General features: G+C 43.7%; 25 protein-coding genes. All 25 read left to right on the top strand.

All coding sequences use genetic code 11. The features are described from left to right. Position 1 precedes the first annotated feature (1 nt). The 25 genes from hslU to CHY_RS08235 all read left to right on the top strand — a co-directional run bounded on the left by hslU (position 2) and on the right by CHY_RS08235 (position 24,942). On the top strand, positions 2 to 1,387 hold the full coding sequence (hslU, locus tag CHY_RS08360; protein WP_011344684.1) for an ATP-dependent protease ATPase subunit HslU: 1,386 nt from the start codon (positions 2 to 4) through the stop codon (positions 1,385 to 1,387). 36 nt (positions 1,388 to 1,423) lie between these two features. Further along, the gene (gene codY / locus CHY_RS08355) at positions 1,424 to 2,209 is read left to right on the top strand and encodes a GTP-sensing pleiotropic transcriptional regulator CodY (protein ID WP_011344683.1); all 786 of its coding nucleotides are present in this window, start codon (positions 1,424 to 1,426) and stop codon (positions 2,207 to 2,209) included. Between the two features lie 150 nt (positions 2,210 to 2,359). Further along, a complete protein-coding gene (rpsB, locus tag CHY_RS08345; protein ID WP_011344681.1) occupies positions 2,360 to 3,058 on the top strand; it encodes a 30S ribosomal protein S2 in 699 nt (232 codons plus the stop codon). A gap of 110 nt (positions 3,059 to 3,168) precedes the next feature. Then, positions 3,169 to 3,822 carry a translation elongation factor Ts gene (tsf, locus tag CHY_RS08340; protein ID WP_011344680.1) on the top strand — a complete coding sequence of 218 codons (654 nt, stop codon included), beginning with the start codon at positions 3,169 to 3,171 and terminating at the stop codon, positions 3,820 to 3,822. Between the two features lie 80 nt (positions 3,823 to 3,902). Then, a complete protein-coding gene (pyrH, locus tag CHY_RS08335) occupies positions 3,903 to 4,631 on the top strand; it encodes a UMP kinase (RefSeq protein WP_011344679.1) in 729 nt (242 codons plus the stop codon). Further along, positions 4,628 to 5,185 (top strand): ribosome recycling factor, encoded by a 558-nt coding sequence (frr, locus tag CHY_RS08330; RefSeq protein WP_011344678.1) that lies wholly within the window; start codon positions 4,628 to 4,630, stop codon positions 5,183 to 5,185. The genes pyrH and frr overlap by 4 nt, the downstream gene beginning before the upstream one ends. 2 nt (positions 5,186 to 5,187) lie before the next feature. Next, positions 5,188 to 5,403, top strand: coding sequence for a hypothetical protein (locus tag CHY_RS08325; protein ID WP_011344677.1), 216 nt, complete (start codon positions 5,188 to 5,190; stop codon positions 5,401 to 5,403). After that, positions 5,393 to 5,557 carry a DUF362 domain-containing protein gene (locus CHY_RS08320; RefSeq protein WP_011344676.1) on the top strand — a complete coding sequence of 55 codons (165 nt, stop codon included), beginning with the start codon at positions 5,393 to 5,395 and terminating at the stop codon, positions 5,555 to 5,557. Before CHY_RS08325 ends, CHY_RS08320 begins: the two co-directional genes overlap by 11 nt. Before the next feature lie 154 nt (positions 5,558 to 5,711). Beyond that, positions 5,712 to 6,479 carry an isoprenyl transferase gene (locus tag CHY_RS08315; RefSeq protein ID WP_011344675.1) on the top strand — a complete coding sequence of 256 codons (768 nt, stop codon included), beginning with the start codon at positions 5,712 to 5,714 and terminating at the stop codon, positions 6,477 to 6,479. 14 nt (positions 6,480 to 6,493) lie between these two features. Beyond that, positions 6,494 to 7,255, top strand: a complete 762-nt coding sequence (locus CHY_RS08310; RefSeq protein WP_011344674.1) for a phosphatidate cytidylyltransferase — start codon at positions 6,494 to 6,496, stop codon at positions 7,253 to 7,255. Between the two features lie 9 nt (positions 7,256 to 7,264). After that, positions 7,265 to 8,320, top strand: coding sequence for a sporulation integral membrane protein YtvI (gene ytvI / locus CHY_RS08305; protein ID WP_011344673.1), 1,056 nt, complete (start codon positions 7,265 to 7,267; stop codon positions 8,318 to 8,320). 15 nt (positions 8,321 to 8,335) lie between these two features. Then, a complete protein-coding gene (locus CHY_RS08300) occupies positions 8,336 to 9,490 on the top strand; it encodes a 1-deoxy-D-xylulose-5-phosphate reductoisomerase (RefSeq protein ID WP_011344672.1) in 1,155 nt (384 codons plus the stop codon). Beyond that, positions 9,487 to 10,518 carry an RIP metalloprotease RseP gene (rseP, locus tag CHY_RS08295; protein WP_011344671.1) on the top strand — a complete coding sequence of 344 codons (1,032 nt, stop codon included), beginning with the start codon at positions 9,487 to 9,489 and terminating at the stop codon, positions 10,516 to 10,518. Before CHY_RS08300 ends, rseP begins: the two co-directional genes overlap by 4 nt. 1 nt (position 10,519) lies before the next feature. Continuing rightward, positions 10,520 to 11,587 carry a flavodoxin-dependent (E)-4-hydroxy-3-methylbut-2-enyl-diphosphate synthase gene (gene ispG / locus CHY_RS08290; protein WP_011344670.1) on the top strand — a complete coding sequence of 356 codons (1,068 nt, stop codon included), beginning with the start codon at positions 10,520 to 10,522 and terminating at the stop codon, positions 11,585 to 11,587. Beyond that, complete coding sequence (locus CHY_RS08285) at positions 11,587 to 13,296, top strand: proline--tRNA ligase (RefSeq protein ID WP_011344669.1); 1,710 nt, start codon at positions 11,587 to 11,589, stop codon at positions 13,294 to 13,296. The genes ispG and CHY_RS08285 overlap by 1 nt, the downstream gene beginning before the upstream one ends. A gap of 12 nt (positions 13,297 to 13,308) precedes the next feature. Further along, entirely contained in the window at positions 13,309 to 13,959 is a 651-nt protein-coding gene (locus tag CHY_RS08280) for a glycosyltransferase family 2 protein (protein WP_011344668.1), read from the top strand. 18 nt (positions 13,960 to 13,977) lie between these two features. Then, positions 13,978 to 14,637 carry an MgtC/SapB family protein gene (locus CHY_RS08275; RefSeq protein ID WP_011344667.1) on the top strand — a complete coding sequence of 220 codons (660 nt, stop codon included), beginning with the start codon at positions 13,978 to 13,980 and terminating at the stop codon, positions 14,635 to 14,637. A gap of 6 nt (positions 14,638 to 14,643) precedes the next feature. Further along, positions 14,644 to 18,867 (top strand): PolC-type DNA polymerase III, encoded by a 4,224-nt coding sequence (locus CHY_RS08270; RefSeq protein ID WP_011344666.1) that lies wholly within the window; start codon positions 14,644 to 14,646, stop codon positions 18,865 to 18,867. Positions 18,868 to 19,033: 166 nt separating this feature from the next. Continuing rightward, a complete protein-coding gene (gene rimP / locus CHY_RS08265; protein ID WP_011344664.1) occupies positions 19,034 to 19,498 on the top strand; it encodes a ribosome maturation factor RimP in 465 nt (154 codons plus the stop codon). A 17-nt stretch (positions 19,499 to 19,515) separates the two neighbouring features. Then, positions 19,516 to 20,556, top strand: coding sequence for a transcription termination factor NusA (gene nusA, locus CHY_RS08260; RefSeq protein ID WP_011344663.1), 1,041 nt, complete (start codon positions 19,516 to 19,518; stop codon positions 20,554 to 20,556). Next, complete coding sequence (rnpM, locus tag CHY_RS08255) at positions 20,556 to 20,834, top strand: RNase P modulator RnpM (RefSeq protein ID WP_011344662.1); 279 nt, start codon at positions 20,556 to 20,558, stop codon at positions 20,832 to 20,834. Before nusA ends, rnpM begins: the two co-directional genes overlap by 1 nt. Further along, positions 20,821 to 21,135, top strand: a complete 315-nt coding sequence (locus CHY_RS08250; protein WP_011344661.1) for a L7Ae/L30e/S12e/Gadd45 family ribosomal protein — start codon at positions 20,821 to 20,823, stop codon at positions 21,133 to 21,135. The genes rnpM and CHY_RS08250 overlap by 14 nt, the downstream gene beginning before the upstream one ends. Continuing rightward, the gene (gene infB, locus CHY_RS08245) at positions 21,135 to 23,618 is read left to right on the top strand and encodes a translation initiation factor IF-2 (protein ID WP_011344660.1); all 2,484 of its coding nucleotides are present in this window, start codon (positions 21,135 to 21,137) and stop codon (positions 23,616 to 23,618) included. The genes CHY_RS08250 and infB overlap by 1 nt, the downstream gene beginning before the upstream one ends. A 6-nt stretch (positions 23,619 to 23,624) precedes the next feature. Next, on the top strand, positions 23,625 to 24,002 hold the full coding sequence (rbfA, locus tag CHY_RS08240; RefSeq protein WP_011344659.1) for a 30S ribosome-binding factor RbfA: 378 nt from the start codon (positions 23,625 to 23,627) through the stop codon (positions 24,000 to 24,002). Beyond that, positions 23,992 to 24,942: a DHH family phosphoesterase gene (locus CHY_RS08235; protein ID WP_011344658.1), complete on the top strand. Its 951-nt coding sequence runs from the start codon at positions 23,992 to 23,994 to the stop codon at positions 24,940 to 24,942. Before rbfA ends, CHY_RS08235 begins: the two co-directional genes overlap by 11 nt.

Below are 24,942 nucleotides of genomic sequence, written 5' to 3'. Positions count from 1 at the left end.
TTTGGAAAATTTAACTCCCCGGCAAATAGTTGAGTATTTGGATAAATATATAATAGGGCAGGAAGCGGCCAAAAAAGCGGTGGCGGTAGCCTTAAGAAACAGGTATCGAAGAAAGCTTTTGCCTCCCCACTTAAAGGATGAAATAATACCCAAAAATATTTTAATGATCGGGCCTACCGGTGTGGGTAAAACCGAAATAGCCCGGAGACTGGCGAAATTAATTAAAGCTCCTTTCGTAAAGGTTGAGGCCACAAAATTTACCGAAGTCGGTTATGTTGGCCGGGATGTAGAAGGGATGATTCGGGATTTGGTGGAGACTTCCCTCAGGATGGTGCGGGAAGAAAAGATTAAAATGGTGGAGGATAAAGCTTATAATTTAGCGGTAGAAAGGCTATCCGAAATTATGATTCCCAATCCCAAGAAGGAAAATATCAAAAACCCTTTTGAAATGTTTTTTGGCGGGATCCGGGAGGATGCAGCCAAAACGGACCCTGCTTATGATGAATTAAATTATCGCCGGCGGGAACTTCAGGATAAAATAAAGAAGGGTTTTTTGGATAATGAAATGGTAGAAATTGAGGTTGAAGAGCAAAAAACTCCCATGGTAGAGGTTTTTGGCGTCGGTGGCATTGAAGAAATGGGGCTAAACTTTCAGGATATTTTGGGTGGCCTGATTCCTCCTCGACGGAAAAAACGGCGGGTTACGGTAAAAGAAGCGCTGAAAATTTTAACGCAACAGGAAGCCCAGAAATTAATTGATATGGATGAGGTGCAACGGGAAGCCATCAAAAGAGCAGAGGAAGACGGCATCGTCTTTTTGGATGAAATCGACAAGATCGCTTCCACCGGCAATACCCATGGGCCCGATGTTTCCCGGGGAGGAGTGCAGCGGGATATCCTGCCCATTGTGGAAGGATCAACGGTTTTAACCAAATACGGACCGGTGAAAACCGATCATATTTTATTTATTGCGGCCGGTGCCTTTCATATGAGTAAGCCTTCGGATTTAATACCGGAACTGCAGGGGCGTTTTCCCATTCGGGTGGAATTAAAGAGTTTAACCGTGGAGGATTTTAAAAAAATCCTTACCGTTCCGGAAAATGCCCTTACCAAGCAGTATGTTGAGCTGCTAGCGACCGAAGGGGTTAATTTGAAATTTACTGAAGATTCCCTTGAAGAAATTGCAAAAATGGCTTATACTGTTAACGAACGGAATGAAAATATTGGTGCAAGGCGACTTATCACGATTTTAGAAAAAGTTCTGGAAGATTTATCGTTTAACGCTCCGGAGATGTGGGGGCAAACGGTGGTAATTGACCGTAAGTTTGTCCAGGATAAGTTAAGTGAAATAGTTCACGATTCCGATTTATCAAGGTATATCTTATAATTGCAAATATTTTAACTTTAGTAAGGAGGAAACATGATGAGAACACTTTTGGAAAAAACTCGAAGCATCAATCGTATATTGCAGAAGGCAGCGGGAAATCCGGTAGATTTTGAGGAAATTGCCCAGGTTCTTTCCGAAAATATCAACTGCAATGTTTATATCGTGAGCCGGAAAGGGAAAATTTTAGGACATGCCTTTTTTAAAAATTTCACCTGCGATATTATGCGGCAGGTAGTGGAAGAAACCGAACGGTTTCCCGAAGATTACAATGAAAATTTTCTTTTGAAAATTACCGAAACCCATGCTAACTTCTGCCAGAAAGCTAATGCTTGTGTTTTCTTTCAGGATGTACAATGCATTTCCCAGAACAAGGTAATGACCGTTGTACCCATTGTTGGCGGTGGGGTACGTTTAGGTACTTTAGTATTAGCCAAGTTTGACGAATCGTTTACCGATGGCGATTTGGTTCTGGCCGAATACGGAGCTACGGTTATCGGTATGGAAATTCTGCGGGCCCAGGCGGAGAAAGTGGAAGAAGAAGCCCGGAAGAAAGCTGCGGTCCAAATTGCCCTGGCGACCCTTTCTTACTCCGAATTGGATGCCATTAAGCATATTTTTGAAGAGTTAGAAGGGGACGAAGGCCTGCTGGTTGCCAGCAAAATTGCCGATAGAGTGGGAATAACCCGTTCGGTAATTGTCAATGCTCTGCGTAAATTTGAAAGTGCCGGGGTCATTGAATCAAAATCCTTAGGGATGAAAGGTACTTACATTAAGGTGTTAAACGACCATCTTTTTGAAGAATTAGAAAAACTAAATAATTAAAAAATTTTCTCCTTGCAGGGAAAAATAAATTGTGATACAATCTTTACCGGTGTCGAAAACGCACTCCCGGCGACCGGCTAAAGGGTGCCAGCGATGGTCTTTAGCCTGGATGAACCGGGCGGAGGAAAAAACCAAAAGGAGGATTCTTAAATGGCTGTAATTTCCATGAAGCAACTTTTAGAAGCGGGGGTTCATTTTGGTCATCAAACCCGGCGCTGGAACCCCAAAATGGCGGAGTATATCTTTACCGACCGGAACGGGATTTACATCATTGACCTGCAGAAAACCGCCAAAAAATTAGAGGAAGCTTATAGTTTTGTTAGAGAATTGTCGGCACAGGGTGGTACGATTTTATTTGTTGGAACGAAAAAGCAAGCTCAGGATGCCATTAAGGAAGAAGCGGAACGTTGCGGAATGTTTTACGTAAATCAGCGGTGGCTGGGAGGTACCCTTACCAACTTTAAAACCATCAGAAAACGGGTAGAAAGGCTTATTGAAATTGAAAAAATGGAGCAAGAAGGTGCGCTGTCGGTACTTCCGAAAAAAGAGGTAGCAAAAATTTTAAAGGAAAAGGAAAAATTAAGCCGCTTTTTGTCCGGTATCAAGGAAATGAAAAAGTTACCCGATGCGCTGTTTGTGGTTGACCCTCGGAAGGAAAAAATTGCCGTGGCGGAAGCCCGGAAACTGGATATTCCTGTAGTTGCTATCGTGGATACAAACTGCGATCCCGATGAGGTGGATTACGTAATTCCCGGTAACGACGATGCTATCCGGGCGGTAAAGTTAATTACTTCCAAAATTGCTGATGCGGTAATTGAAGGCCGTCAAGGCGAGCAATATGCGGAATAAAAGGTAGGGATTAAACCCTACCTTTTTTATGAACAAAAAATGGTTGTAAGATTTTGCCCTATCGGGCATAATTTTTATGGGTACTATTAAAAATTAAAGGAGGTACATAAATGATAACTTCACAAATGGTTAAAGAGCTCCGGGAAAGAACCGGTGCTGGCATGATGGACTGCAAGAGAGCATTAGAGGAAGCTAACGGTGATATGGAAAAAGCAATTGAAATTTTACGGCAAAAAGGATTGGCCGCTGCGGCGAAAAAAGCTGGCCGGATTGCTACCGAAGGAGTTGTTGAAGCTTATATCCACGGTGGCGGTCGGATTGGCGTACTGGTTGAAATCAACTGCGAAACCGATTTTGTGGCGAAAACCGATGAGTTTAAATCTTTTGCCCGGGATATTGCTATGCAAATTGCTGCAGCTAAACCCGAGTATGTAAGACGGGAAGATGTACCGCAGGAAGTCATTGAAAAAGAACGGGAGATTTTAAGGGCACAGGCCTTAAACGAAGGTAAACCGGCGAACGTGGTAGAAAAAATGGTGGAAGGTCGTCTTGAAAAGTTCTTTAAAGAAGTTTGTCTTTTAGAGCAGCCGTTCATTAAAAATCCCGATATTACCGTCAAAGATCTTCTGACCGAGAAAATTGCGAAGATTGGTGAAAATATCAACATTCGCCGTTTTGTTCGCTTTGAATTGGGCGAAGGTTTAGCCAAAAAAGAGGAGGATTTTGCTGCCGAAGTAGCTGCAGCAATGAAAGTTAATAAATAATTATTTTCACAAGGGTGAACTTTTACAGGATTTTTTCTACATTTGTAGAATTATCATTGTCAGGAACTGGAGGTAAAAACGTGCCTTCACCTAAATATAAAAGGGTAGTTTTAAAGTTAAGCGGTGAAGCGTTGGCCGGTGAAAAAGGTTACGGAATTGATCCGGAGGTTGTAAACTCGATAGCCGGCCAAATTGCGGAGATTATCAAAGAGTTTGGAATTCAGGTTGCTGTGGTTGTTGGTGGTGGGAATATCTGGCGGGGTCTTTCCGGAAGTGCCAAAGGTATGGATAGGGCTACCGCCGATTATATGGGAATGTTAGCTACGGTCATAAATTCTCTGGCCCTGCAGGATGCGCTGGAAAAGCTTGGAATTGATACCCGGGTGCAAACGGCGATTGAAATGCGGCAGATTGCCGAGCCTTATATTCGGCGACGGGCTATACGCCACCTGGAAAAGGGCCGGGTAGTTATTTTTGCGGCGGGTACCGGTAATCCTTATTTTTCCACCGATACCACCGCAGCTTTACGCGCGGCCGAAATTGAGGCAGAAGTCATTTTAATGGCGAAAAGAGTCGATGGCGTGTATGATTCTGACCCCTTGAAAAATCCCAATGCTCAAAAATTTGATGAATTGGAGTATATTGAGGTTCTAAATCGCGGCTTGGGAGTAATGGATTCCACCGCTACCTCCCTTTGTATGGATAATAATATTCCGCTCATCGTTTTTAATCTCGAAGTCCCGGGGAATATCAAGCGGGTGATTTTAGGGGAGAATATTGGCACCATTGTTGGGGGTGAGCGCAAGTGATTCAGGATATTTTAAAGGAAGCCCAGGACCACATGCAAAAGGCTATTGAAGTTTTGAAAAAAGAGTTTGCTACCATGCGGGTCGGCAGGGCTACTCCGGCTTTGTTAGAAAAAGTAGTTGTGGAGTACTATGGGACCCAAATGCCGGTCAATCAATTGGCTACCATTTCCGCTCCCGAACCCCGCTTACTGGTAATACAACCCTGGGATAAAGGAGCTTTGGGGGCGATCGAAAAAGCTATTCTTAAATCGGATCTCGGTATAACCCCAACCAATGATGGAAGTGTAATCCGGCTTGCTATTCCTCCCCTTACGCAGGAACGCCGGCAGGAGCTGGTGAAGGTGGCCAGGAAGAAAGCTGAAGAAGCGCGGGTGGCAATTCGCAATATTCGGCGGGATGCCAACGACAGGATTAAGGACTTAGAAAAGGATAAAGTTATTTCCGAAGATGAAGGAAAACGCGGTCAGGATGAAGTCCAGAAACTAACCGATAAGTTTATTAAGACGGTTGATGAGCTCTTAAAAGCTAAAGAAGATGAGATATTGAGCATTTAGTTATGGAACGGGAACTGTTAGGTATTGATTGCGAAGCCGGGCTAAGAAAAATTTTAAAGGAAAATTTAAAATGGGAGATCGTTATTACCTCTCCGCCCGGTAAGTATTTTCCAAAGGGTGACCCTCGAATTTTACAAATAAAAAGGGGAGAAACCGAGGGAAGAATCGTAATCGGTTTTACCGATTACGAGAAAGGAGGTGCAATCGATGGCTTATAGAATTACCGAGGAGTGCCTGGCTTGTGGGACCTGCATGGATAGCTGCCCCCATAATGCCATCGTGGAAGGTGATATTTACAAAATCACCGATGCTTGCCAGAACTGCGGGACTTGCGCTGAAGCTTGCCCGGTAGGTGCCATTGTGGAAGAGTAATTTAAACATAAGACCCCCTCTTAAAAAGAGGGGGTTTAGTCATTTTTGGGGAAGTAATTGGAAATTGTCTTTTATGAAATAAGTTTATACGATATAATATAAAAGTACAAAGAGATAATGGACATGGGGTTTAAGCTTTTCGTGGAGGCGAACGATGGATTTCAGCATATTTCGCAAAAAAAACAATCAAATAGATATAAGCGATCTCGATTTTAGGAAAATGCCCCGGCATATTGCTATTATTATGGATGGTAACGGACGGTGGGCTAAAAAACGAGGAATGCCGCGCTACTTTGGCCACCGGGCCGGTGTAGAGACGGTCCGGCGGGTGGTAAAGTTTTGCGCAAAACTAAACGTACCCTACCTCACCCTCTATGCGTTTTCCACGGAAAACTGGCGGCGTCCACAAGAAGAAGTTAATGTTCTGATGAACCTTTTGGTGGAGTATATTGAAAAAGAAACCGATGAACTAAACCGGGAAGGGGTTAGGCTCACGGTAATTGGAGAAATTTCCGAACTTCCGGAAAAAGCCCGGATCGCCTTAGCTCAAGGTATAGAGAAAACCTGCCATAACAGCCGCTTAAATCTGATTTTGGCCTTAAATTACGGGGGCCGAAGAGAAATTGTGGAAGCGGCCAGGAAAATTGCTTACGAGATAAAAAATGGAAAATTATCGCCTGAGCAGATAGATGAAAAAGTTTTTGCCAACTATCTCTACACCAAAGAATTTCCCGATCCCGATCTATTAATTCGACCGTCGGGGGAAATTCGCATCAGTAATTTTCTTCTCTGGCAAATTGCCTACAGTGAAATCTGGCTTACCGATGTTTTATGGCCGGATTTTTCCGAAGAACATCTGCTGCAGGCAATTAAAGACTACCAAAAACGCGAACGGCGCTTTGGAGGCGTAAATTACCCGTAAGGAGAAAGTTATCGATGTTAAGTTATCGGATTATTACTGCCCTTGTTGCACTGCCCGGATTTTTAATAGTTGGCTATTTAGGCGGGGTTTACCTCAAGGCTTTAACTGCTTTAATGGCGTTAATAGGTTTTTACGAACTTTACCGAATGTTTTTAACGAAAGAGCTTAAGCTTTATGTTCCCCTTGCCTATGTTTTACTTTTACTTGGCTTTTTTGATTTGGTTTCCAGAGAAATTCTCCCCTATTTCTTTTTCATCGCTACGGGCATTTATTACCTGGTCCAACACCAAAAGCACAGTGTCTTGGAATTTTTTTATACCTATACCAGTTTAATGTATGTTTTTTTATTCATTTTTATTTATGAAATTAGAAGCACCCCTTTGGGTTTTCGACTGTTTTTGTTTTATTTCTTGCTAATCTGGGCCAACGATACTTTTGCCTACTTTGTAGGTAAAAAATTTGGCAGGCGGAAAATTGCACCGGCTTTAAGCCCGAAAAAAAGTGTAGAGGGGGCTTTGGGAGGTTTACTGGGAGCTTTATTCATCGCGTTTCTTTACGGTAGGTTTGTTTTAGGTAGCTTAACTTTGTTACCGCTTGCCTTTGTTACTGCTTTAATAGCTCAGGCGGGGGATTTTTTGGAATCGGCTATCAAGCGTTTTGCTGGAGTAAAAGATTCAGGAGAGATTTTACCCGGGCATGGCGGGATACTGGATAGATTTGATGGGGTACTGCTTTCTGCTCCGGTTTTTTACTATCTTTACTTATTATTTAATTAGGGGTGGATTATGGAAAATTGGAAAAGGTACGGCCTTTATTTATTGGGGCTTCTGGCCGGGATTTTAGGCCTGTGGCTTATCTATAAAATAGCGGTGCTCTACTTGTTGCCGTTTATTATTGGCATACTCATTGCCATAATTTTGGAGCCAATGGTAAGTTATTTTGAGAAAAGATTTAATCTTACGCGGGCTATTGGTACGGGCATTTCTCTGGCAATATTATTAATACTTTTTTTAACGGTTATCTCTTCTTTTTTGGTAAAACTTGTTACCGAATTGTACCGGTTAGCCAATTACGTACCGGATATGCTGACCAATATCAAGGACCAGATTACCTTTATGATAGCCGGGGGAAACCGTTTTTTAGGCAAGCTTCCTCCCACCCTTGCTGATTCCATTAAACAGAATGCCGAAAAGTTATTAAATCAAGTGGTGGAAGTAGGAAAGAACTTTTTTACCAGCATTTTTGTTGGCCTGGCTCAAGTACCTGAATTTATTATTATTTTGCTGATTGCCTTAATAGCTGCTTATTTTTTCAGCAAAGATTTACCCCAGTACCAGCGGTTAGTTTTTAATGTGCTACCGGAAGACTACCGGCAAAAGAGTGAGTATGTTTTAAAGGAAGCGATCGCTGCTGCTTTTAGATTTTTAAAAGCCCAGGCGATTTTAGTAGGATTATCAACGATTCTTACCATTTTTGGCCTTTATTTAATTGGCGCAGCTTACCCCCTTACCCTGGGTTTAATAATTGGATTCTTGGATCTGGTTCCGATTGTGGGCCCAAGCCTGATAATTTTTCCCTGGGCGGGAATACTGCTGATTCAGGGAAAATATTTGATGGCGGTCGAAATTCTCATTCTTTATTTGGCCATTTCGGCTTTCCGGAAAGTGGTTGAAGCTAAAGTAGTGGCCGAAAACCTGGGGTTAGACCCTTTAGCAACGTTAATATCTATGTACGTAGGTTTAAAGCTTATGGGGGTCTTGGGTATTGCAGCGGGTCCGATTATTCTTTTAATAATTAAAGCCTTAATTGATGCGGAAATAATTAACTTTCACAAAAAATAGAGTGATGGAGGAATTATGAAAAAACTCGTTATTTTAGGAAGTACCGGCTCCATTGGCCGGCAGTCTTTAGAAGTTATCGAGTTTTTTCCCGATAAATTTTCCGTGGTAGCCTTGGCTGCGGCGAAAAACGGTAAACTTTTGTTAGAGCAGTGCCTGCGCTTTAAGGTTAAGCATGCTTTTTTAGCCGATGAAGAAAGTTATAAAACTTATTACCAGGAGTTTAAAAACCACGGAATACTTCTTACTACCGGTAGCAAAGAACTACTGAATTTGGCTTTACTACCCGGCGTTGATGGCATCATTACGGCGATTCCCGGTACCATCTGTTTGCTTCCTACCATTGAGGCTTTAAAAGCAGGAAAAATAATTTATTTAGCCAATAAAGAAACAATGGTTGCTGCTGGAGAAATCATCACCCCCTTGATGAAGTTAGGGGAAAACCTTTTGCCGGTGGATAGTGAACATTCGGCCATTTTTCAGGCTCTTAGAGGAGAAAAATTGGCGTGGGTGAAGAAACTCCTCATCACTGCTTCCGGGGGACCTTTTAGGGAATACACCTTGGAACAATTAAAAAATGTCACCGTGGCGGAGGCCCTCAAGCACCCCCGCTGGAAAATGGGCAATAAGATTACCATTGATTCGGCTACTTTGATGAATAAGGGCTTGGAAATAATCGAAGCGCACTTTTTGTTCCAAATTCCCTATGAAAAAATTGAACCGGTAATTCACCCGCAGTCGGTAATCCATTCGCTGGTGGAGTTTTATGATGGCTCGGTTCTGGCTCAGCTGGGACTTCCGGACATGCGGCATCCCATTCAATATGCCCTGACTTATCCCGAAAGATTTCCCAACAACCTGCCGGGCTTGAACTTAACGGAAATTGGCGTTCTTTCTTTTGAAAAACCGGACTATGAACGTTTTCCGGCTCTCAAACTTGCTATCCAGGCCGGCAAAGCCGGAAATATTTACCCGGCGGTTTTAAATGCTGCCAATGAAATTGCCGTTGAAGCATTTTTGGCAGGAAAAATTAAGTTTCTGGAAATTGCCCAAATTGTAGAAAAAGTATTAAACTGTTTTTCACCGGTAAAAATGGATTTGGAGACGATTTTAGAGGTGGATTTTCGGGCAAGGGAACTGGCAAGAAAATTTATAGGTGGTGAACACCAGTGATAACGGCGGTTGCCTCGATAGTTATCTTTTTTCTTTTAATTTGGATTCACGAACTTGGTCACTTTTTAGCGGCCAAAAAAGTGGGTATTGTAGTTAAAGAGTTTAGCATCGGTTTTGGTCCGCTTTTAGCCAAAACCCGGAAAAAGGAAACGCAGTACAGTTTAAGATTAATTCCTCTGGGCGGTTTTGTGAAAATGAAAGGGATGGATTTAGAAGAAGGGGAAGAAGAGGAGGACGACCGGGGCAGTTTTACAAAAGCAACCGTCTGGCAGCGGGCTTTGGTGTTATTTGCCGGTTCGGGAATGAACCTTCTGTTAGCGGTGGTTCTCTTGGCGCTGGTTTTTAGCGCCTTTGGAATCCCTAAAGCGGTCCCGGTGATCGATAAGGTCCAGCCCAATATGCCGGCGGCAGCAGCTGGATTTAAGCCCGGCGATAAAATAATAGCGGTAAACGAAACTAAGATTGCTTCGTGGGAACAGCTGGTGGAAATAATAAGTAAAAGTCCCGGTAAACCGTTAACCTTTAAAATTACACGGGAAAACCTGGAAAAAACCATCGTAGTTACCCCCCGCCCCGATGACCAGGGGTTAGGGAAGATTGGTATTGTTCCCCGGCAGGAAATTGAACGAAAACCAATATGGGAAGGTTTGTACCTGGGGTTTGTTTACACCTTTAAAATAATTGCTTTAATTGTAGTGTTTCTTGGGAAAATGCTTGTTCACCAGGCTCCAATGGAGCTGGGGGGGCCGGTAAGGGTGGTTTCGGAGATTGGCCGGGCTGCCCAGTTTGGACTGAGTTCCCTGGTTCAGCTGGCCGCTTTTTTGAGCATCAACCTTGGCATTTTTAACTTGCTTCCCATACCGGCTTTGGATGGTAGCCGGATTATGTTTGTTTTAGCTGAAGCTCTGCGGGGGAAACCAATCGATCCGGAGAAGGAAAACTTTATTCATTTAATCGGATTTGGGCTTTTGCTTTTACTGATGCTAATTATAACTTATAAAGACATTATTTCGCTAATAGGTGGTTAAATTGCTACTTCCGCGCCGAAAAACGAAAACCATTTTTATTGGAACGGTGCCGGTGGGTGGGGACGCACCGATTACCGTGCAGTCAATGACCAATACCGATACCCGGGATTGGCAAAAAACCTTAAGACAAATTAAAAGACTGAAAAAAGCCGGCTGCGAACTGGTGCGGGTAGCCGTTCCCGATCAGGAAGCGGCCCGGGCCTTAAAATTAATCGTGGAAAAATCTCCTCTGCCGGTTATTGCCGATATTCACTTTGATTATAAGCTGGCGTTAATGGCTCTGGAGGCGGGGGTTCACGGTCTTAGACTGAATCCCGGAAATATCGGGAGTGCTGAAAAAGTTCGGATTATTGTGCGGGAAGCTAAAAACCGCCGAGTTCCCATCCGGATAGGGGTAAATGCCGGCTCTTTAGAAAAAAAGCTTGTGGAGAAGTATGGAGGTATTACCCCTGAAGCGATGGTGGAAAGCGCTCTCCATCATGTGGGAATTCTGGAAGACATGGGCTTTGATCTTATCAAAATATCGCTAAAAGCATCGGATATACCGTTAATGCTGGCAGCCTACCGACTTTTAGCTAAGAAGGTTGACTATCCGTTTCATATTGGCGTAACCGAAGCGGGACCCCGCTCCACCGGGATTATTAAATCGGCGGTTGGGATCGGGGCCCTTTTGGCCGAAGGTATTGGTGATACCTTGCGGGTTTCCCTGACGGCGGATCCGGTGGAAGAGGTAAAAATAGGATTTCAAATTTTAAAAGCTCTGGGTTTAAGGGAGTACGGAGCTGAGGTAATTTCCTGTCCAACTTGCGGGCGCACCCAGGTGGATATCATTAAAATAGCCCGGGAAGTTGAGAAGTTTGCTCAAAACGTCAAAAAACCCCTGAAAATTGCGGTAATGGGCTGTGTGGTTAATGGCCCCGGCGAAGCCCGGGAAGCAGACATAGGAATTGCCGGCGGCCGGGGTGAAGCGTTATTATTTAAAAAGGGAAAGGTTGTTAGAAAAATTGGGGAAGAAGAAATATTAAAAGTATTAAAAGAAGAGATTAAAAAGTTGGAGGAGGAAGTGTAATGAGGCTATCCCAGTACTTTATGCCGACTTTAAGAGAAAATCCTGCAGAAGCAGAAGTGATAAGTCATAAACTTTTGTTGCGGGCAGGTTTTATCCGCAAATCGGCATCGGGGGTTTATACATATTTACCGTTAGCCCAGAGGGTTCTTAAAAAAATCATGCAGATTATCCGGGAGGAAATGGACCGGCAGGGCGGCCAGGAATTAATGCTCCCGATTTTACAGCCGGCGGAACTTTGGCTGGAAACGGGCCGCTGGCATGTTTACGGTCCGGAACTTTTTAAATTAAAAGACCGGCACAACCGGGATTTTTGCCTCGGGCCTACCCATGAAGAGATTATTACCGACCTGGTAAGAAGGGAAGTAAGGTCTTATAAAGAATTACCCCTGCTTCTTTACCAGATTCAAAATAAGTACCGGGACGAAAAAAGACCTCGCTTTGGCTTGATGCGCGGGCGCGAATTTATCATGAAAGATCTTTATTCTTTTGACCGGGATGAAGAAGGCTTAGAAATAAGTTACCGCAAGATGTACGAAGCTTATACCAATGTATTTACCCGCTGCGGCTTAAAGTTTCGGGCGGTGGAAGCGGATGCCGGTGCGATTGGTGGGAGCACCACCCATGAATTTATGGTGCTGGCCAATTCCGGCGAAGCGGTAGTCGTCTATTGCCCAGATGATAACTGCGGCTATGCCGCGAACTTGGAAAAAGCGGAAACAAAATTTACTCCCGAAGTAATCGGAACTCCTGCGGAGATCCAGAAAGTAGCAACTCCCAATGTAAAAACTGTAGACGAAGTAGCCGAGTTTTTAAAGGTTGAGAAAAAACAAATTTTAAAATCGGTGTTATTCAAGGCCGATGATGGGTATGTGCTGGCAGTAGTGCGGGGTGACCGGGAAGTTAATGAAGTTAAGGTCAAGAATCAGGTGGATTGTTTGGTTTTAGAGCTTGCTTCCCCCCAGGAAGTGGAAGAGGTATTAGGGGCCGAATACGGCTCGATAGGTCCGGTAGGGGTGAATATTCCGGTAATTGCCGATCTGGAAGTAAAACATGTTTTAAATGCGGTTACCGGAGCAAACGAAACGGGTTATCACTTAACCGGCGTAAATCCCGAAAGGGATTTTTCGCCCGCGGTAAAATATGCGGACATCCGTTTGGTTGAAGAAGGAGAGCCCTGTCCTAAATGCGGAAAAGCCCTGGTGTTTGCCCGGGGTATTGAAGTGGGGCAGATCTTTAAACTTAAAGATAAATACAGCAGGAAAATGGGAGCCTTTTATTTAGATGAAAATGGGCAGCAAAAGCCCATAATTATGGGTTGTTACGGTATTGGCGTTACCCGGACTATGGCGGCAGCAGTGGAGCAAAACCATGATGAAGATGGTATTATCTGGCCGGCGGCTATAGCTCCCTTTGAAGTAATCGTGGTGCCGGTTTCCAATAAGGACGAACAGCAAATGAAAATGGCGGAGGAAGTTTATAATTTGTTATTAAACGCTGGCTTTGAGGTTGTGATAGATGACAGGGACGAGCGACCCGGGGTTAAATTTAAAGATGCGGATTTAATTGGCATTCCGCTCCGGATAACCGTTGGTAAACGGACCGTAAGTGAAGGGGTATATGAGGTAAAAATTCGCCGGACCCGGGAAGAAAAGGTTTTCCAAAAAGAAGAGTTAGTGGATGGCTTAAGACAGCTCTTAAAAACTTTATAGGGGGAAAGCTCTTTGACCGTTGAGGTGTTGATTCCAGCGTATAACGAGGAAAAAAATATCGGGCGGGTGATTGCAAGTTTAAAAAAGCTTTCGCTCATTGATAAAATTATTGTTATCGATGATGGCTCAAGGGACAAAACAGCGGTTATTGCCCGCCAGTTAAAAGCTCATGTTATTTCTCTCGGGGAAAATCGGGGAAAAGGTGCAGCGCTTTTAGAAGGTTTTAAAAGTTCTCGCGGTGATATTATTGTTTTTTTGGACGCCGATTTAGTTAATTTAACTTCAAGGCACGTAATTAACCTTTTGCTACCGGTAATAAAGGAAGAAGCAGTTATGACGGTAGGTATTTTTAATCAGGGCCGTTTTGCTACCGATTTTGCCCAGAAAATTACTCCCTTTCTTTCGGGTCAAAGAGCTTTTCAAAGGTGGTTTTTAGAAGAGTTTTTTGCGGAAAATGACGACATCGAACAGCTTCGCTACGGTATTGAGGTAAGTCTTACCTTATATGCCAGGAAGAGGGGTATAAAAGTAATTGAAGTACCGTTACCCCATTTAACCCATGTGATGAAGGAAGAAAAGTTAGGGCTAATTCCTGGAATGGTAGCAAGAGCTAAGATGTACCGGGACATAGTTTTTAGCTTTGGCAGTAAAATTAAACTTTAAAAATAGAGGAGCAGTACGATGAGCGAGCTTGAGATTGTTATCCGGTTGATCCTGGCAAGTATTTTAGGGGGCTTAATAGGACTTGAGCGGGAAAGTCTCGGTAAATCCGCAGGCTTTCGCACTCATATTTTGGTTTGCGTAGGTTCGGCTCTAATCATGCTGCTCTCCGAACAAATTTATTTTGACTTTTACGGTAAGGCCAATGCTGACCCGGCCCGTTTAGCTGCTCAGGTGGTAAGTGGGATTGGTTTCCTGGGCGCCGGGACTATATTACGGGAGGGTCTAACAATTCGCGGTCTTACCACCGCTGCGAGCCTCTGGGTGGTTAGCGGCGTTGGTCTGGCGGTGGGCATGGGCTTTTATTTTGGAGCAGTTATTGCCACCGGCATAGTTTACATTGCCTTATTGTACTTAGGTAAGGTGGAAAAATATTTAGAAATTTACCGTAGCGGTGAAACGGTTACTGTTCTTGTGGAGGATACTCCGGGACAACTGGCCAAAGTATCCGAAGCTTTTGGCCGTTACGGACTTAATATTGATAATGTGGAGATTATTAAAAAGAAGAACCAAAAAGTACAAATTGTCATAATGCTTTCGCGACCGGATAAAAACCGGGTTTATAAGGCTATAGAGGAAATAGCCAATCTTCCGGGAGTAATTCAGGTGCAAAAGGAGTAACGCCTTATGGACAAAATTAAGTCTATCCTGGAAAGCTTGGGGCAAAAAGCGTTTTTGGATAAAGTTCAGGTGGACCCCCGAAATCAAAAATGGGAGCTTTATTTTAAAGCTCCCCATTATATTTCTTTAAAAGAATTTGATGGCTTAAAGGCAGCAATCTTGGAAGAACTTCCGGATTTAAACGTAAGTATTGATTTAGCGGTGGAGAATTTTCGCGATACGGACATCGAGCTTCTCTTAGAAGATATTAACTATTTACTGGTGCAAAAATTACCGCGTTTACGGGGTGAACTCAGGGAAGCGGGTTTAACCTTTGATGGTGAAAACATTATTTTTGAAACCGCCAATGAAATAGTGTTTGATACTATTAAACGGAAAAAAGTTGTGGAAACAATTACGAAATTTCTGGCTAAAGTCGCTCCGGATTATAAGTTTATTGCTAAATTTAAAGAAGAAGCAAATGAAGTACTGGACTGGCAGTTAGAAATGGAAGAAGAATTGGTGCAAAAGCTTTGGGAAGAAAAAGTGGCGGAAAGAGAAGGGCAGGAAAATAAAGAGGAGGTTCCGGTTAAACTTTCCATAGGAAAGGAAATTAAGGAAACTCCCTGTAAAATTGCCAACCTCACCGAAGAGGAAAAAAATGTGGTGGTCAGTGGAGTTATCTTTGATTTGGAAGTGAAAAAGCTTAAGACGGAAAGGATATTAATTACTTTTAACCTAACGGACCAAACGGATGCCATTTCGGCCAAACTGTTTTTGAAAAAAGGGGAGGAAGAAAAAGCTTCTTTAATCAAAGATGGCATGTACGTAAAGGTCAGGGGCGAAGTGCAGTTTGACCGTTTTGCCGATGAACTGGTGTTATTTATAAATGATTTAGAGGAAATAGAAAAACCTGCGGGCCGGATGGATTTGGCTGAAACCAAGAGAATTGAACTCCATTTACACAGTAAGATGAGCGCAATGGATAGCGTAGTGGATTTAGAAAAGCTTTTCCAAACTTTGAAGAGCTGGGGGCATGAGGCGGTAGCTATTACCGACCACGGTGTTGTTCAGGCTTTTCCTGAAGCAGCGGAACTTTCGGCAAAATACGGGATTAAAGTTATCTACGGACTTGAAGGGTATCTGGTGGATGATGGACTGCCGGTAGTTTTTAATCCCGAACCTTTATCGTTAAAGGAAACACCAATAGTAGCTTTTGACTTTGAAACCTCCGGTCTATCTTCGCAAAGAGATGAAATTATTGAAATTGGAGCGGTTAAAATCTTTGACGGAGAGATAAAGGAGACTTTTTCCGTACTGATTCGCCCGCAAAAACCTATTTCTGCTAAAATTTCCGAACTTACCGGTATTACTAACGACCTTTTAGAAAAGGAAGGGCTGGATTTTGGTGAGGCCATAGAAAAATTCCTGCGTTTTTGCGATGGCAGCATCCTGCTGGCCCATAATGCTGCTTTTGATTACGGGTTTTTACGACAAGCTTTAAAGAGATTGGGACATGAACGAAAATTTTCGGTGGTGGATAATTTGGCTCTGGTCAGGATTCTGTTTCCGGAGTTGAAAAATCACAAGTTAAAAACCATAACCGAACACCTGGAAGTTTCCCTTAATAACCACCACCGGGCTCTTGCGGACAGCTATGCTTTAGCGGAAGTCTTTTTAAAGCTACTGCCCAGGCTTTTTGAACGGGGACTTTATAGCTTGGATGACCTGGCCAAAATAAACTACAACTACATTAACGACCGGTCTAAAACCTATCACGTTTCGATTTTAGTGAAAAATCAGGAAGGACTTTACAATCTTTACCGTTTAATAACCTTATCCCATTTAAAATATTTCCACCGCCACCCCCGCATCCCCAAAAGTGAGCTGATGCGCTACCGGGAAGGCTTACTGATAGGTACTGCCTGCGAGGCAGGGGAGCTTTTTACCGCTTTACTGGAAAATCAGCCGGAGAGCCGTATTTTAGAAATTGCCCGGTTTTACGATTATTTTGAAATAATGCCTAAAGGAAATAATGCCTTTTTATTGAGAAACCAGCGTTTAAAGAGCGAACAGGAATTGGAAGAGTTGAACCGGAAAATCATTGCTTTGGGAGAAAAATTAAATAAACCGGTGGTGGCTACCGGCGATGTTCATTTTTTAGAGCCGGAAGATGAAATTTACCGCCGGATTCTCCAAAAAGGGCAGGGGTATGACGATGCCGAACTGCAGCCGCCCATTTACCTTAAAACTACCGAAGAAATGTTAAAAGAATTTGCTTATTTAGGCCAGGAAAAAGCCTATGAAGTGGTAGTGGACAACCCGCGCAAAATTGCCGAACAAATTGAAGAGATTAAACCAATTCCCGATGAGTTTTACCCGCCGATAATTGAAGGGGCGGACCGGCAGATTTACGAAATGACTTACCAGAGAGCTCATGAGTTATACGGAGATCCGCTTCCGGAAATAGTGGAAAAAAGATTAAAGCGGGAGCTTGATGCTATTATTAATAACGGGTTTGCCGTATTGTATTTAATAGCCCATAAGTTGGTAAAAAAATCTTTGGATGATGGTTATCTTGTAGGTTCGCGGGGTTCGGTAGGTTCCTCGCTGGTTGCAACGATGACGATGATTACCGAGGTTAACCCTCTACCCCCCCATTACCTTTGTCCTAATTGTCGCTACAGCGAGTTTATTACCGATGGCAGTTACGGCTGCGGTGCCGATATGCCCGACAAAAATTGTCCGCGCTGTGGTACTCTTCTCAAAAAAGAGGGTCATGATATTCCCTTTGAAACCTTTATGGGTTTTGAAGGGGACAAAGTTCCGGATATTGATTTAAACTTTTCCGGGGAATACCAGCCTCGAGCTCACAAGTATACCGAAGAACTATTTGGCAAGGATTACGTTTTCCGGGCGGGAACTATTGCTACCGTTGCCGATAAGACAGCCTTTGGTTTTGTTAAAAAATATTTTGAGGAGACCGGAAGGCCGGCCCGTCAGGCCTGGATAAACTGGCTAACGAACGGGATTGTCGGAGTCAAGAGAACCACCGGTCAACATCCGGGCGGTCTTATGGTTGTCCCGAAAAATAACGATGTTCACCGGTTTACTCCTCTCCAGTATCCGGCGGATGATAAAAGTGCGGGAGTGGTTACCACTCATTTTGATTATCATTCAATTTCGAGCCGTTTGGTTAAGCTTGACATCCTGGGCCACGACGACCCGACCGTTCTTAAGATGTTGGAAGATTTAACGGGAATTGATCCCCGAACTATCCGGTTAGATGACCGGAAAACTTTAGGTATCTTTTCTTCCACCGAACCCTTAGGGGTAACTCCCGAACAAATCCGCACTACTGTAGGTACCTACGGAATTCCGGAATTTGGAACCCGTTTTGTGCGGCAGATGCTTGAAGATACCCGACCCAAGAGCTTTACCGAACTGGTGCGGATTTCCGGCTTTTCCCATGGAACGGACGTGTGGCTGAATAATGCTCAGGATTTAATTCGAGCCGGAATATGTAAATTATCCGATGCAATTTCTACCCGGGACGACATTATGATTTACCTCCTGCAAAAAGGGGTTCCTCCCAAAAAAGCTTTTAAAATCATGGAAAATGTCCGCAAAGGAAAAGGAATTTCCGAGGAAGAAATAGCGGTAATGAAAGAACATGGAGTTCCCGACTGGTTTATTGGAAGCTGCCAGAAAATAAAATACCTTTTCCCCAAAGCCCATGCGGTAGCTTACGTGATGATGGCTTTTAGAATTGCCTACTTTAAGGTTTACTACCCGGAAGCTTTTTATGCTACGTATTTTACCGTAAGGGCTGATGATTTTGACCTGCCCGTTATTTTGGCTGGTCCAGAAAAAATTTGGAAAACTCTTGATGAGCTGGAACAACGGGGGGGAAATTTAACGGCAAAGGAAAAAGGTCTCGTTACGGTGTTAGAAGTTGCCCTGGAAATGCTGGCCCGGGGAATAAAAATGCTGCCGGTAGACCTGGAAAAATCCGATGCAACCCGCTTTTTAATAACCCCGGAGGGTATCTTGCCTCCTTTTGTGGCTTTACCCGGAATAGGGGAAGCAGCGGCGATAAATATTGTAAAGGCCCGGGAGGAAGGAATGTTTGTATCCATTGAAGATTTAAAAACCCGGGGAAAAGCCACTAAAGCGGTAATTGAAGTTTTGGATGCCCACGGCTGCTTAAAAGGCTTAGCACCGACTTCCCAGTTAGTACTTTTTGCTTAATTTAACTATTTTCTCCCTAATACCTTGCAGTTGTATGGGATGTGTGTTATAATGTTAAAGAAATAAAAGCCTTTTCGCAGAAAGAGTGGGTTTTCCCACTCTTTCTTGTTAGTAATAGCAGTTTACGGGAAAAATATTAAAGCAAAAGCGGAAAGGGGGCGAAAACATGGGCCGGAATAAAGGAATTGAACAAAAAGTTTGGCCCCTTGCCGAAAGGGTTGGGGGAGAGCTTAACTTAGAAGTGGTTGATGTCGAGTTTGTAAAAGAAGCGGGCAGGTATTTTTTAAGAATTTACATAGATAAAGATGAAGGTGTAGACTTGGATGACTGTCAAAATTTTTCCGAAAGAATAGGTGTTATTTTAGATGAAGAGGACCCAATTCCCCAGTCGTACTACCTGGAAGTGTCTTCACCGGGGATTGAACGCCCCCTGAAAAAATTAGCGGATTTTGAAAAGTTCGCTGGTAGAGAAGCTCAAATTAAAACTTTTGCCGCAATTGAGGGACAGAAGCAGTTTAAAGGAAAACTTCTTGGGGTTCGAGATGGCCAGGTGGTTATCGATGCCGGTAAAGGAGAGGTACAAATTCCTTTAGAACAAATTGCCAAAGCTAACCTTACCTTTGATTTTTAGTTTCGGGAGGATCTGTGATGAATACAGAATTTTTACAGGCAGTGCAGGAAATTGAGAAGCAAAAGGGGATTCCGGCGGAAGTACTGTTAGAAGCAACGGAACAGGCGTTATTGTCCGCTTATAAGAAAAATTATGGGATTAACCAGAATGCCCGGGTGCATATTGACCGGGTTACCGGAGAAGTAAAAGTTTACGCTTTAAAGACCGTGGTGGAAGAAGTTAAAGACCCCCGGTTGGAGATAAGTTTAGAAGAAGCCCGGGAAAAAGACCCAAGACTAAATCTTGGCGATGTCCTGGAAATTGAGGTAACTCCGCGAAATTTTGGCCGGATAGCAGCGCAAAATGCCAAGCAGGTGGTTATCCAGAGAATCAGGGAAGCAGAAAGAAATCAAATTTACGAAGAGTTTTCCAGCCGTGAGGGGGATATTATAACCGGAATTATCCGCAGAGTTGACCAAAAAAATGTTTATGTCGACCTTGGCAAAACCGAGGCAATTCTTCCACCGCAGGAACAAATTCCCGGTGAAAACTATAAATTTGGTGATAGGATAAAAGCTTACCTGGTTGAAGTGAAGAAAACCAGCAAGGGACCAAACATAATTTTATCGAGAACGCATCCCGGCCTTTTAAAAAGGCTTTTAGAACTGGAAATACCCGAACTTTATGACGGAACGGTAGAACTTAAGAGTATTGCCCGGGAAGCGGGTTCCCGTTCGAAAATCGCTGTATACAGTAAAGATGAAAATGTAGACCCGATTGGAGCCTGTGTCGGAAACAAAGGGCTTAGAATAAAAAATATTGTCGAAGAATTAAATGGCGAAAAAATTGATGTAGTGAAGTGGAGCCCTGATCCGGCAAAATTTATTGCCAATGCTTTAAGTCCAGCAAAGGTTACCAGTGTGGAGGTTTTCGAGGATGAAAAAGTTGCCCGGGTAGTTGTACCCGATTACCAGCTTTCCTTAGCAATTGGCAAGGAAGGACAAAATGCCAGACTTGCGGCTAAGCTCACCGGTTGGAAAATAGATATCAAGAGCGAATCGCAGGTTGGGGGGATTTAATGGCCAAACAGAAAAAAATCCCGATGAGGATGTGCCTTGGATGTCAGGAGATGAAACCCAAGAAAGAGCTCATTCGGGTAGTTAGAACTCCCGAAGGGGAAGTATTAATTGATAAAACCGGAAAAAAGGCGGGCCGTGGCGCTTACATCTGCCCATCCCTTAGTTGCTTTGAAAAAGCTAAAAAGGGTAAAAAGTTTGAAAAAGCTCTAAATCATCCGGTTTCTCCCGAAATAATCGAAAAATTACAACAGGAGTTAACGGAAAGTGAACAAAGTTGAAGGTATTTTAGGTTTAGCTTATAAAGCAAAAAAACTTCTTGTGGGAGAAACGGAGGTTTTATTAGGGTTTAAAAGGGGTAAAATTGAGGGAGTTATTTTAGCGGTAAATACTTCGGAAAAACAAAAGAAGAAAATAGAATTTCTGGCAAAGGAGCAGGGAACTTTGGTGGTTAACTGGGGCACTAAAGAGGAAATAGGCAGGATTTTAAACCGCCGTCCCACGGGAATATTAGGCTTTCAAGACAGGGGATTTTGGCAGAAATTTTTAAAAGAAATTGGTAATGACCAGGGGGTGAATTAATGCGCAAAAAGCGTGTTTTTGAAATTGCCAAAGAGTTAAACATGGAAAGTAAGGAAGTTATCAATCGTTTAAAGGCAATTGGGGTTGAAGTAAAATCCCACATGAGTACAGTAGAAAATCACCATTTAAATCTTCTGTTAAAAGCTTTAAACCGGGAAAAAGAAGAAAAAGAAAAAAAGGAGCAGGAAAAGAAGCAGGTGGAGCAAAAAGCTGAAGCCCAGAAGCTCCAGTCTCACCCCCAGAGGCCAAAAGAGCAGCAACAATCAAAGCAAGGGGGTCAAAGCCGCCCGCGGGAACAGCGGTCTGACCGGCCCCAGGGCCAAAGGTATGCCGGTAATCAACGACCGGAACCCAGGGATAAGGACAAGGGTCGCCGACCGGGTGAACAGCGCTCATTTAACCAAAATCGCCCGAGGGATGACCGGCGGCGTTTTGATAAAGAGCGGGGAGTTCAGGGGCCAAAACCCTTTGGAGAGAAAAAGGAGCGTCCGCCTTTCCCCAGGGAGAAGAAGAAGGGAGTACTTCCGGCAATTCCCAAACCTGAAGCTCCTAAAGGTGAAAATAAAGAACCGGAAAGGAGAAAGGGTGCTCCGGATAAAAAACGGGAGTGGGAAAAGGCTTTAAAGAAGGAAGAAAAAGTTTTTGCTCTGGAAGAAAAGAAATTGAATCTGAAAAAAGAGAAAAAACAAGAAAAACAAGAAAAACAGGAACCGGTTGCTGCTGAACCCAAAGCAATTGTTATTCCCGAACGGATGACGGTTCAGGAATTTGCTAAAATTATGGGTAAATCGGCGGCGGAAGTAATTAAGAAGTTGATGAGTTATGGCATTTTAGCAACAATAAACCAGGAAATTGATGCCGATACCGCCACGATTATTGCCACCGACTTTGGCTATGAAGTAACGGTGGAAAAGGAAGAAAAAGAAGACATCTGGCTTCTTGAAGAAACTCCCGATGATCCGGAAAGCCTGGAACCAAGACCGCCCATTGTAACGGTAATGGGCCATGTTGACCACGGTAAAACATCGCTTTTAGATGCAATCCGCCAAACCAATGTTACCGCCACCGAAGCGGGGGGAATAACCCAGCATATCGGGGCGTATCAGGTAGAACATAACGGCCGGAAGATTACCTTTATCGATACCCCTGGTCATGAGGCTTTTACCGCAATGCGCGCCCGGGGTGCCCAGGTGACCGATATAGCGATTTTGGTGGTGGCTGCCGATGACGGGGTCATGCCGCAAACGGTGGAAGCTATAAACCATGCTAAAGCGGCAGGGGTACCAATTATCGTTGCAGTAAATAAAATTGATAAACCCAATGCCCAGCCGGACCGGGTTAAACAACAGTTAACCGAATATGGCCTGATTCCCGAAGCCTGGGGTGGCGATACGGTTTTTGTGGAAGTTTCGGCCTTAAAGAAAATCGGGATTGAAGAACTTTTGGAAATGATCTTATTGGTGGCGGATCTTAAAGAACTCAAGGCTAATCCCAATAAACCCGCCCGGGGTACGGTAATTGAAGCCAAGTTAGATAAAGGGCGGGGACCGGTTGCGACGGTTTTGGTTCAATCCGGAACTTTAAATGTGGGAGATGTGGTGGTTGTTGGTTTAACCTACGGTCGGGTACGGGCGTTAATGGACGATAAAGGCCGGAGGGTCAAAAAAGCAACTCCTTCAATGCCGGTAGAGGTTCTGGGTTTAAACGATGTGCCCAGTGCCGGAGATATTTTGGTGGTAGTTGACGATGAAAAGACCGCAAGGACCTTAGCCGAGAAGCGGCAGGAGCAAAAGCGGGAAGAAGAATTAAGAGCCAGCAGCAAAGTTTCTTTGGAAGATTTATTTAAACATATTCAGGAAGGAAAAATTAAAGAATTAAATATCGTCTTAAAAGCGGATGTGCACGGTTCGGTGGAAGCCATTAAACAGTCCCTTTCCCGTCTTTCCACCGAGGAAGTTAAAGTTAACGTCATTCACTCGGGTGTAGGCGCTATAACCGAAACGGATATCATGTTAGCCTCGGCTTCCAACGCCATTGTTATTGGCTTTAACGTTCGTCCCGATAGCAATGCCCGGAAATTAGCCGAAACGGAAAAGATCGATGTGCGGGTTTACCGGATTATCTACGAGCTTTTAGATGACATTAAAGCTGCTATGGCTGGTCTATTGGAACCCGAACAAAAAGAAGTGGTGCTGGGACGGGCTGAGGTGCGGAAAACGTTTAAAGCATCGAAAGTTGGGACGATTGCCGGATTATATGTACTGGAAGGTAAAATTACCCGTTCGGCAAAAGTGCGGGTAATACGGGATGGAATCGTTATTCATGAAGGAAACGTGGAATCTTTAAAGCGGTTTAAAGATGATGTGCGGGAAGTAGCCCAGGGATATGAATGCGGTTTGACTATTGAAAAGTTTAATGATATTCGTGAAGGAGACATTATCGAGGCTTTTACCATAGAAGAGGTTAAAAGAACACTGGAATAAAGCGAGGTGAGGGTTTTGGCTTCCCATAAGCACGAACGAACCGCCCAGGCAATCAAAGAAGCGGTGGCGGCTATCATTTCCAGGGAAGTAAAGGACCCCAGGCTTGGATTTGTGTCGGTTACCAAAGTTGATTTAGCCAGGGATTTGAGCCAGGCGAAAATTTATATCAGCGTTTATGGCAGTGAGGAGGATAAAAAAAATAGTTTCATAGCTTTAAATAGTGCCAAAGGATTTATCAAAGGAGAATTAGCATCACGGGTTAGACTTAGAATAATGCCCGAACTGTATTTTGTAGAAGATCCTTCTATTGAATATGGAGCAAGAATTATGGAAATCTTGGAAGGTCTTAAAAAAGAAGCAGGAGAGAACGAAAGTGAGTCTTAAAGACCTCTTGAAGAAATATAGCAAAATCATTGTGACGTCCCATATCTTGCCCGATGGGGATGCTATGGGTTCAATTCTGGGTTTTGGCCGGGCCTTACGTTTAAATGGCTTTGAAGTGGTAATGTACCTAAAAGATAAACCGGTTCGCCTGTTTTCCTTTTTTCCCGACTTTCCCCGTATAACTTCCGATCCGGCGGTATTTGCCGGAGACAGTTTAATAATTGCTTTGGATACTGCTGACCCGGAACGTTTAGGAGAAGAAGCATTGGCGGTGGTTACTTCAAACCCGCAAAGGGTTATAAATATTGACCATCACATCAGCAACACTTATTTTGGAGTGGAAAACATAGTCGTGCCCGAAGCTTCGGCTACCTGCGAGATTTTGCCGCAAATCCATGAAGACCTGGGTTTACCCTGGGATGAGTGGGTAGCTGCGGCCTATTATGCCGGTATTACCCTTGATACCGGTTCTTTCCAGTATACCAATACTACCGCCAAAAGTTTTGCTGTAGCTTCCTTTTTGGCTCAGAAAGGCTTTGATCTGGCAATGATCAACGAAAAGCTTTACATGGAAAAACCCAGGGATAGCGTCCTTCTTTTTCGGGAAGCCTTAAACTCCCTGACCTTTGAAGCCGATGGGAAAATTGCCTGGGTAAAATTTACCCGGGAACAAATCGAGCGTTTTATTGAAGGGGAAGAAGTCATAAGTTCGATTGCAAGTTTTGTCCGGGGAATTGCCGGTGTGGAAATTAGCATTCTTTTCCGGGAAACCAGGGATGGCAGCATTAAAGTAGGATTTAGGTCCAAAACTATTGATGTCAACGAAATTGCTGCTAAGTTTGGCGGTGGCGGCCATAAAAAGGCATCCGGTTGCACCCTGAAAATGCCGCTGGCGGATGCGGTGGAACAAGTTTTAGCCGAGGTCAAAAAGAGGTTTTAA

Source organism: Carboxydothermus hydrogenoformans Z-2901 (assembly GCF_000012865.1).
GTDB classification, from domain to species: domain Bacteria; phylum Bacillota; class Z-2901; order Carboxydothermales; family Carboxydothermaceae; genus Carboxydothermus; species Carboxydothermus hydrogenoformans.
The sequence above is the reverse complement of the archived record's forward strand: the minus strand, read 5'-3'. Positions and strand labels throughout refer to the sequence as shown.

Bases quoted from the DNA above. Each gene is read 5' to 3' on its own strand.
- codY (WP_011344683.1), top strand. From the start codon at position 1,424: ATGAGAACACTTTTGGAAAAAACTCGAAGCATCAATCGTATATTGCAG.
- rpsB (WP_011344681.1), top strand. From the start codon at position 2,360: ATGGCTGTAATTTCCATGAAGCAACTTTTAGAAGCGGGGGTTCATTTT.
- tsf (WP_011344680.1), top strand. From the start codon at position 3,169: ATGATAACTTCACAAATGGTTAAAGAGCTCCGGGAAAGAACCGGTGCT.
- CHY_RS08325 (WP_011344677.1), top strand. From the start codon at position 5,188: ATGGAACGGGAACTGTTAGGTATTGATTGCGAAGCCGGGCTAAGAAAA.
- CHY_RS08320 (WP_011344676.1), top strand. From the start codon at position 5,393: ATGGCTTATAGAATTACCGAGGAGTGCCTGGCTTGTGGGACCTGCATG.
- CHY_RS08315 (WP_011344675.1), top strand. From the start codon at position 5,712: ATGGATTTCAGCATATTTCGCAAAAAAAACAATCAAATAGATATAAGC.
- CHY_RS08310 (WP_011344674.1), top strand. From the start codon at position 6,494: ATGTTAAGTTATCGGATTATTACTGCCCTTGTTGCACTGCCCGGATTT.
- ytvI (WP_011344673.1), top strand. From the start codon at position 7,265: ATGGAAAATTGGAAAAGGTACGGCCTTTATTTATTGGGGCTTCTGGCC.
- CHY_RS08300 (WP_011344672.1), top strand. From the start codon at position 8,336: ATGAAAAAACTCGTTATTTTAGGAAGTACCGGCTCCATTGGCCGGCAG.
- CHY_RS08285 (WP_011344669.1), top strand. From the start codon at position 11,587: ATGAGGCTATCCCAGTACTTTATGCCGACTTTAAGAGAAAATCCTGCA.
- CHY_RS08275 (WP_011344667.1), top strand. From the start codon at position 13,978: ATGAGCGAGCTTGAGATTGTTATCCGGTTGATCCTGGCAAGTATTTTA.
- CHY_RS08270 (WP_011344666.1), top strand. From the start codon at position 14,644: ATGGACAAAATTAAGTCTATCCTGGAAAGCTTGGGGCAAAAAGCGTTT.
- rimP (WP_011344664.1), top strand. From the start codon at position 19,034: ATGGGCCGGAATAAAGGAATTGAACAAAAAGTTTGGCCCCTTGCCGAA.
- nusA (WP_011344663.1), top strand. From the start codon at position 19,516: ATGAATACAGAATTTTTACAGGCAGTGCAGGAAATTGAGAAGCAAAAG.
- rnpM (WP_011344662.1), top strand. From the start codon at position 20,556: ATGGCCAAACAGAAAAAAATCCCGATGAGGATGTGCCTTGGATGTCAG.
- infB (WP_011344660.1), top strand. From the start codon at position 21,135: ATGCGCAAAAAGCGTGTTTTTGAAATTGCCAAAGAGTTAAACATGGAA.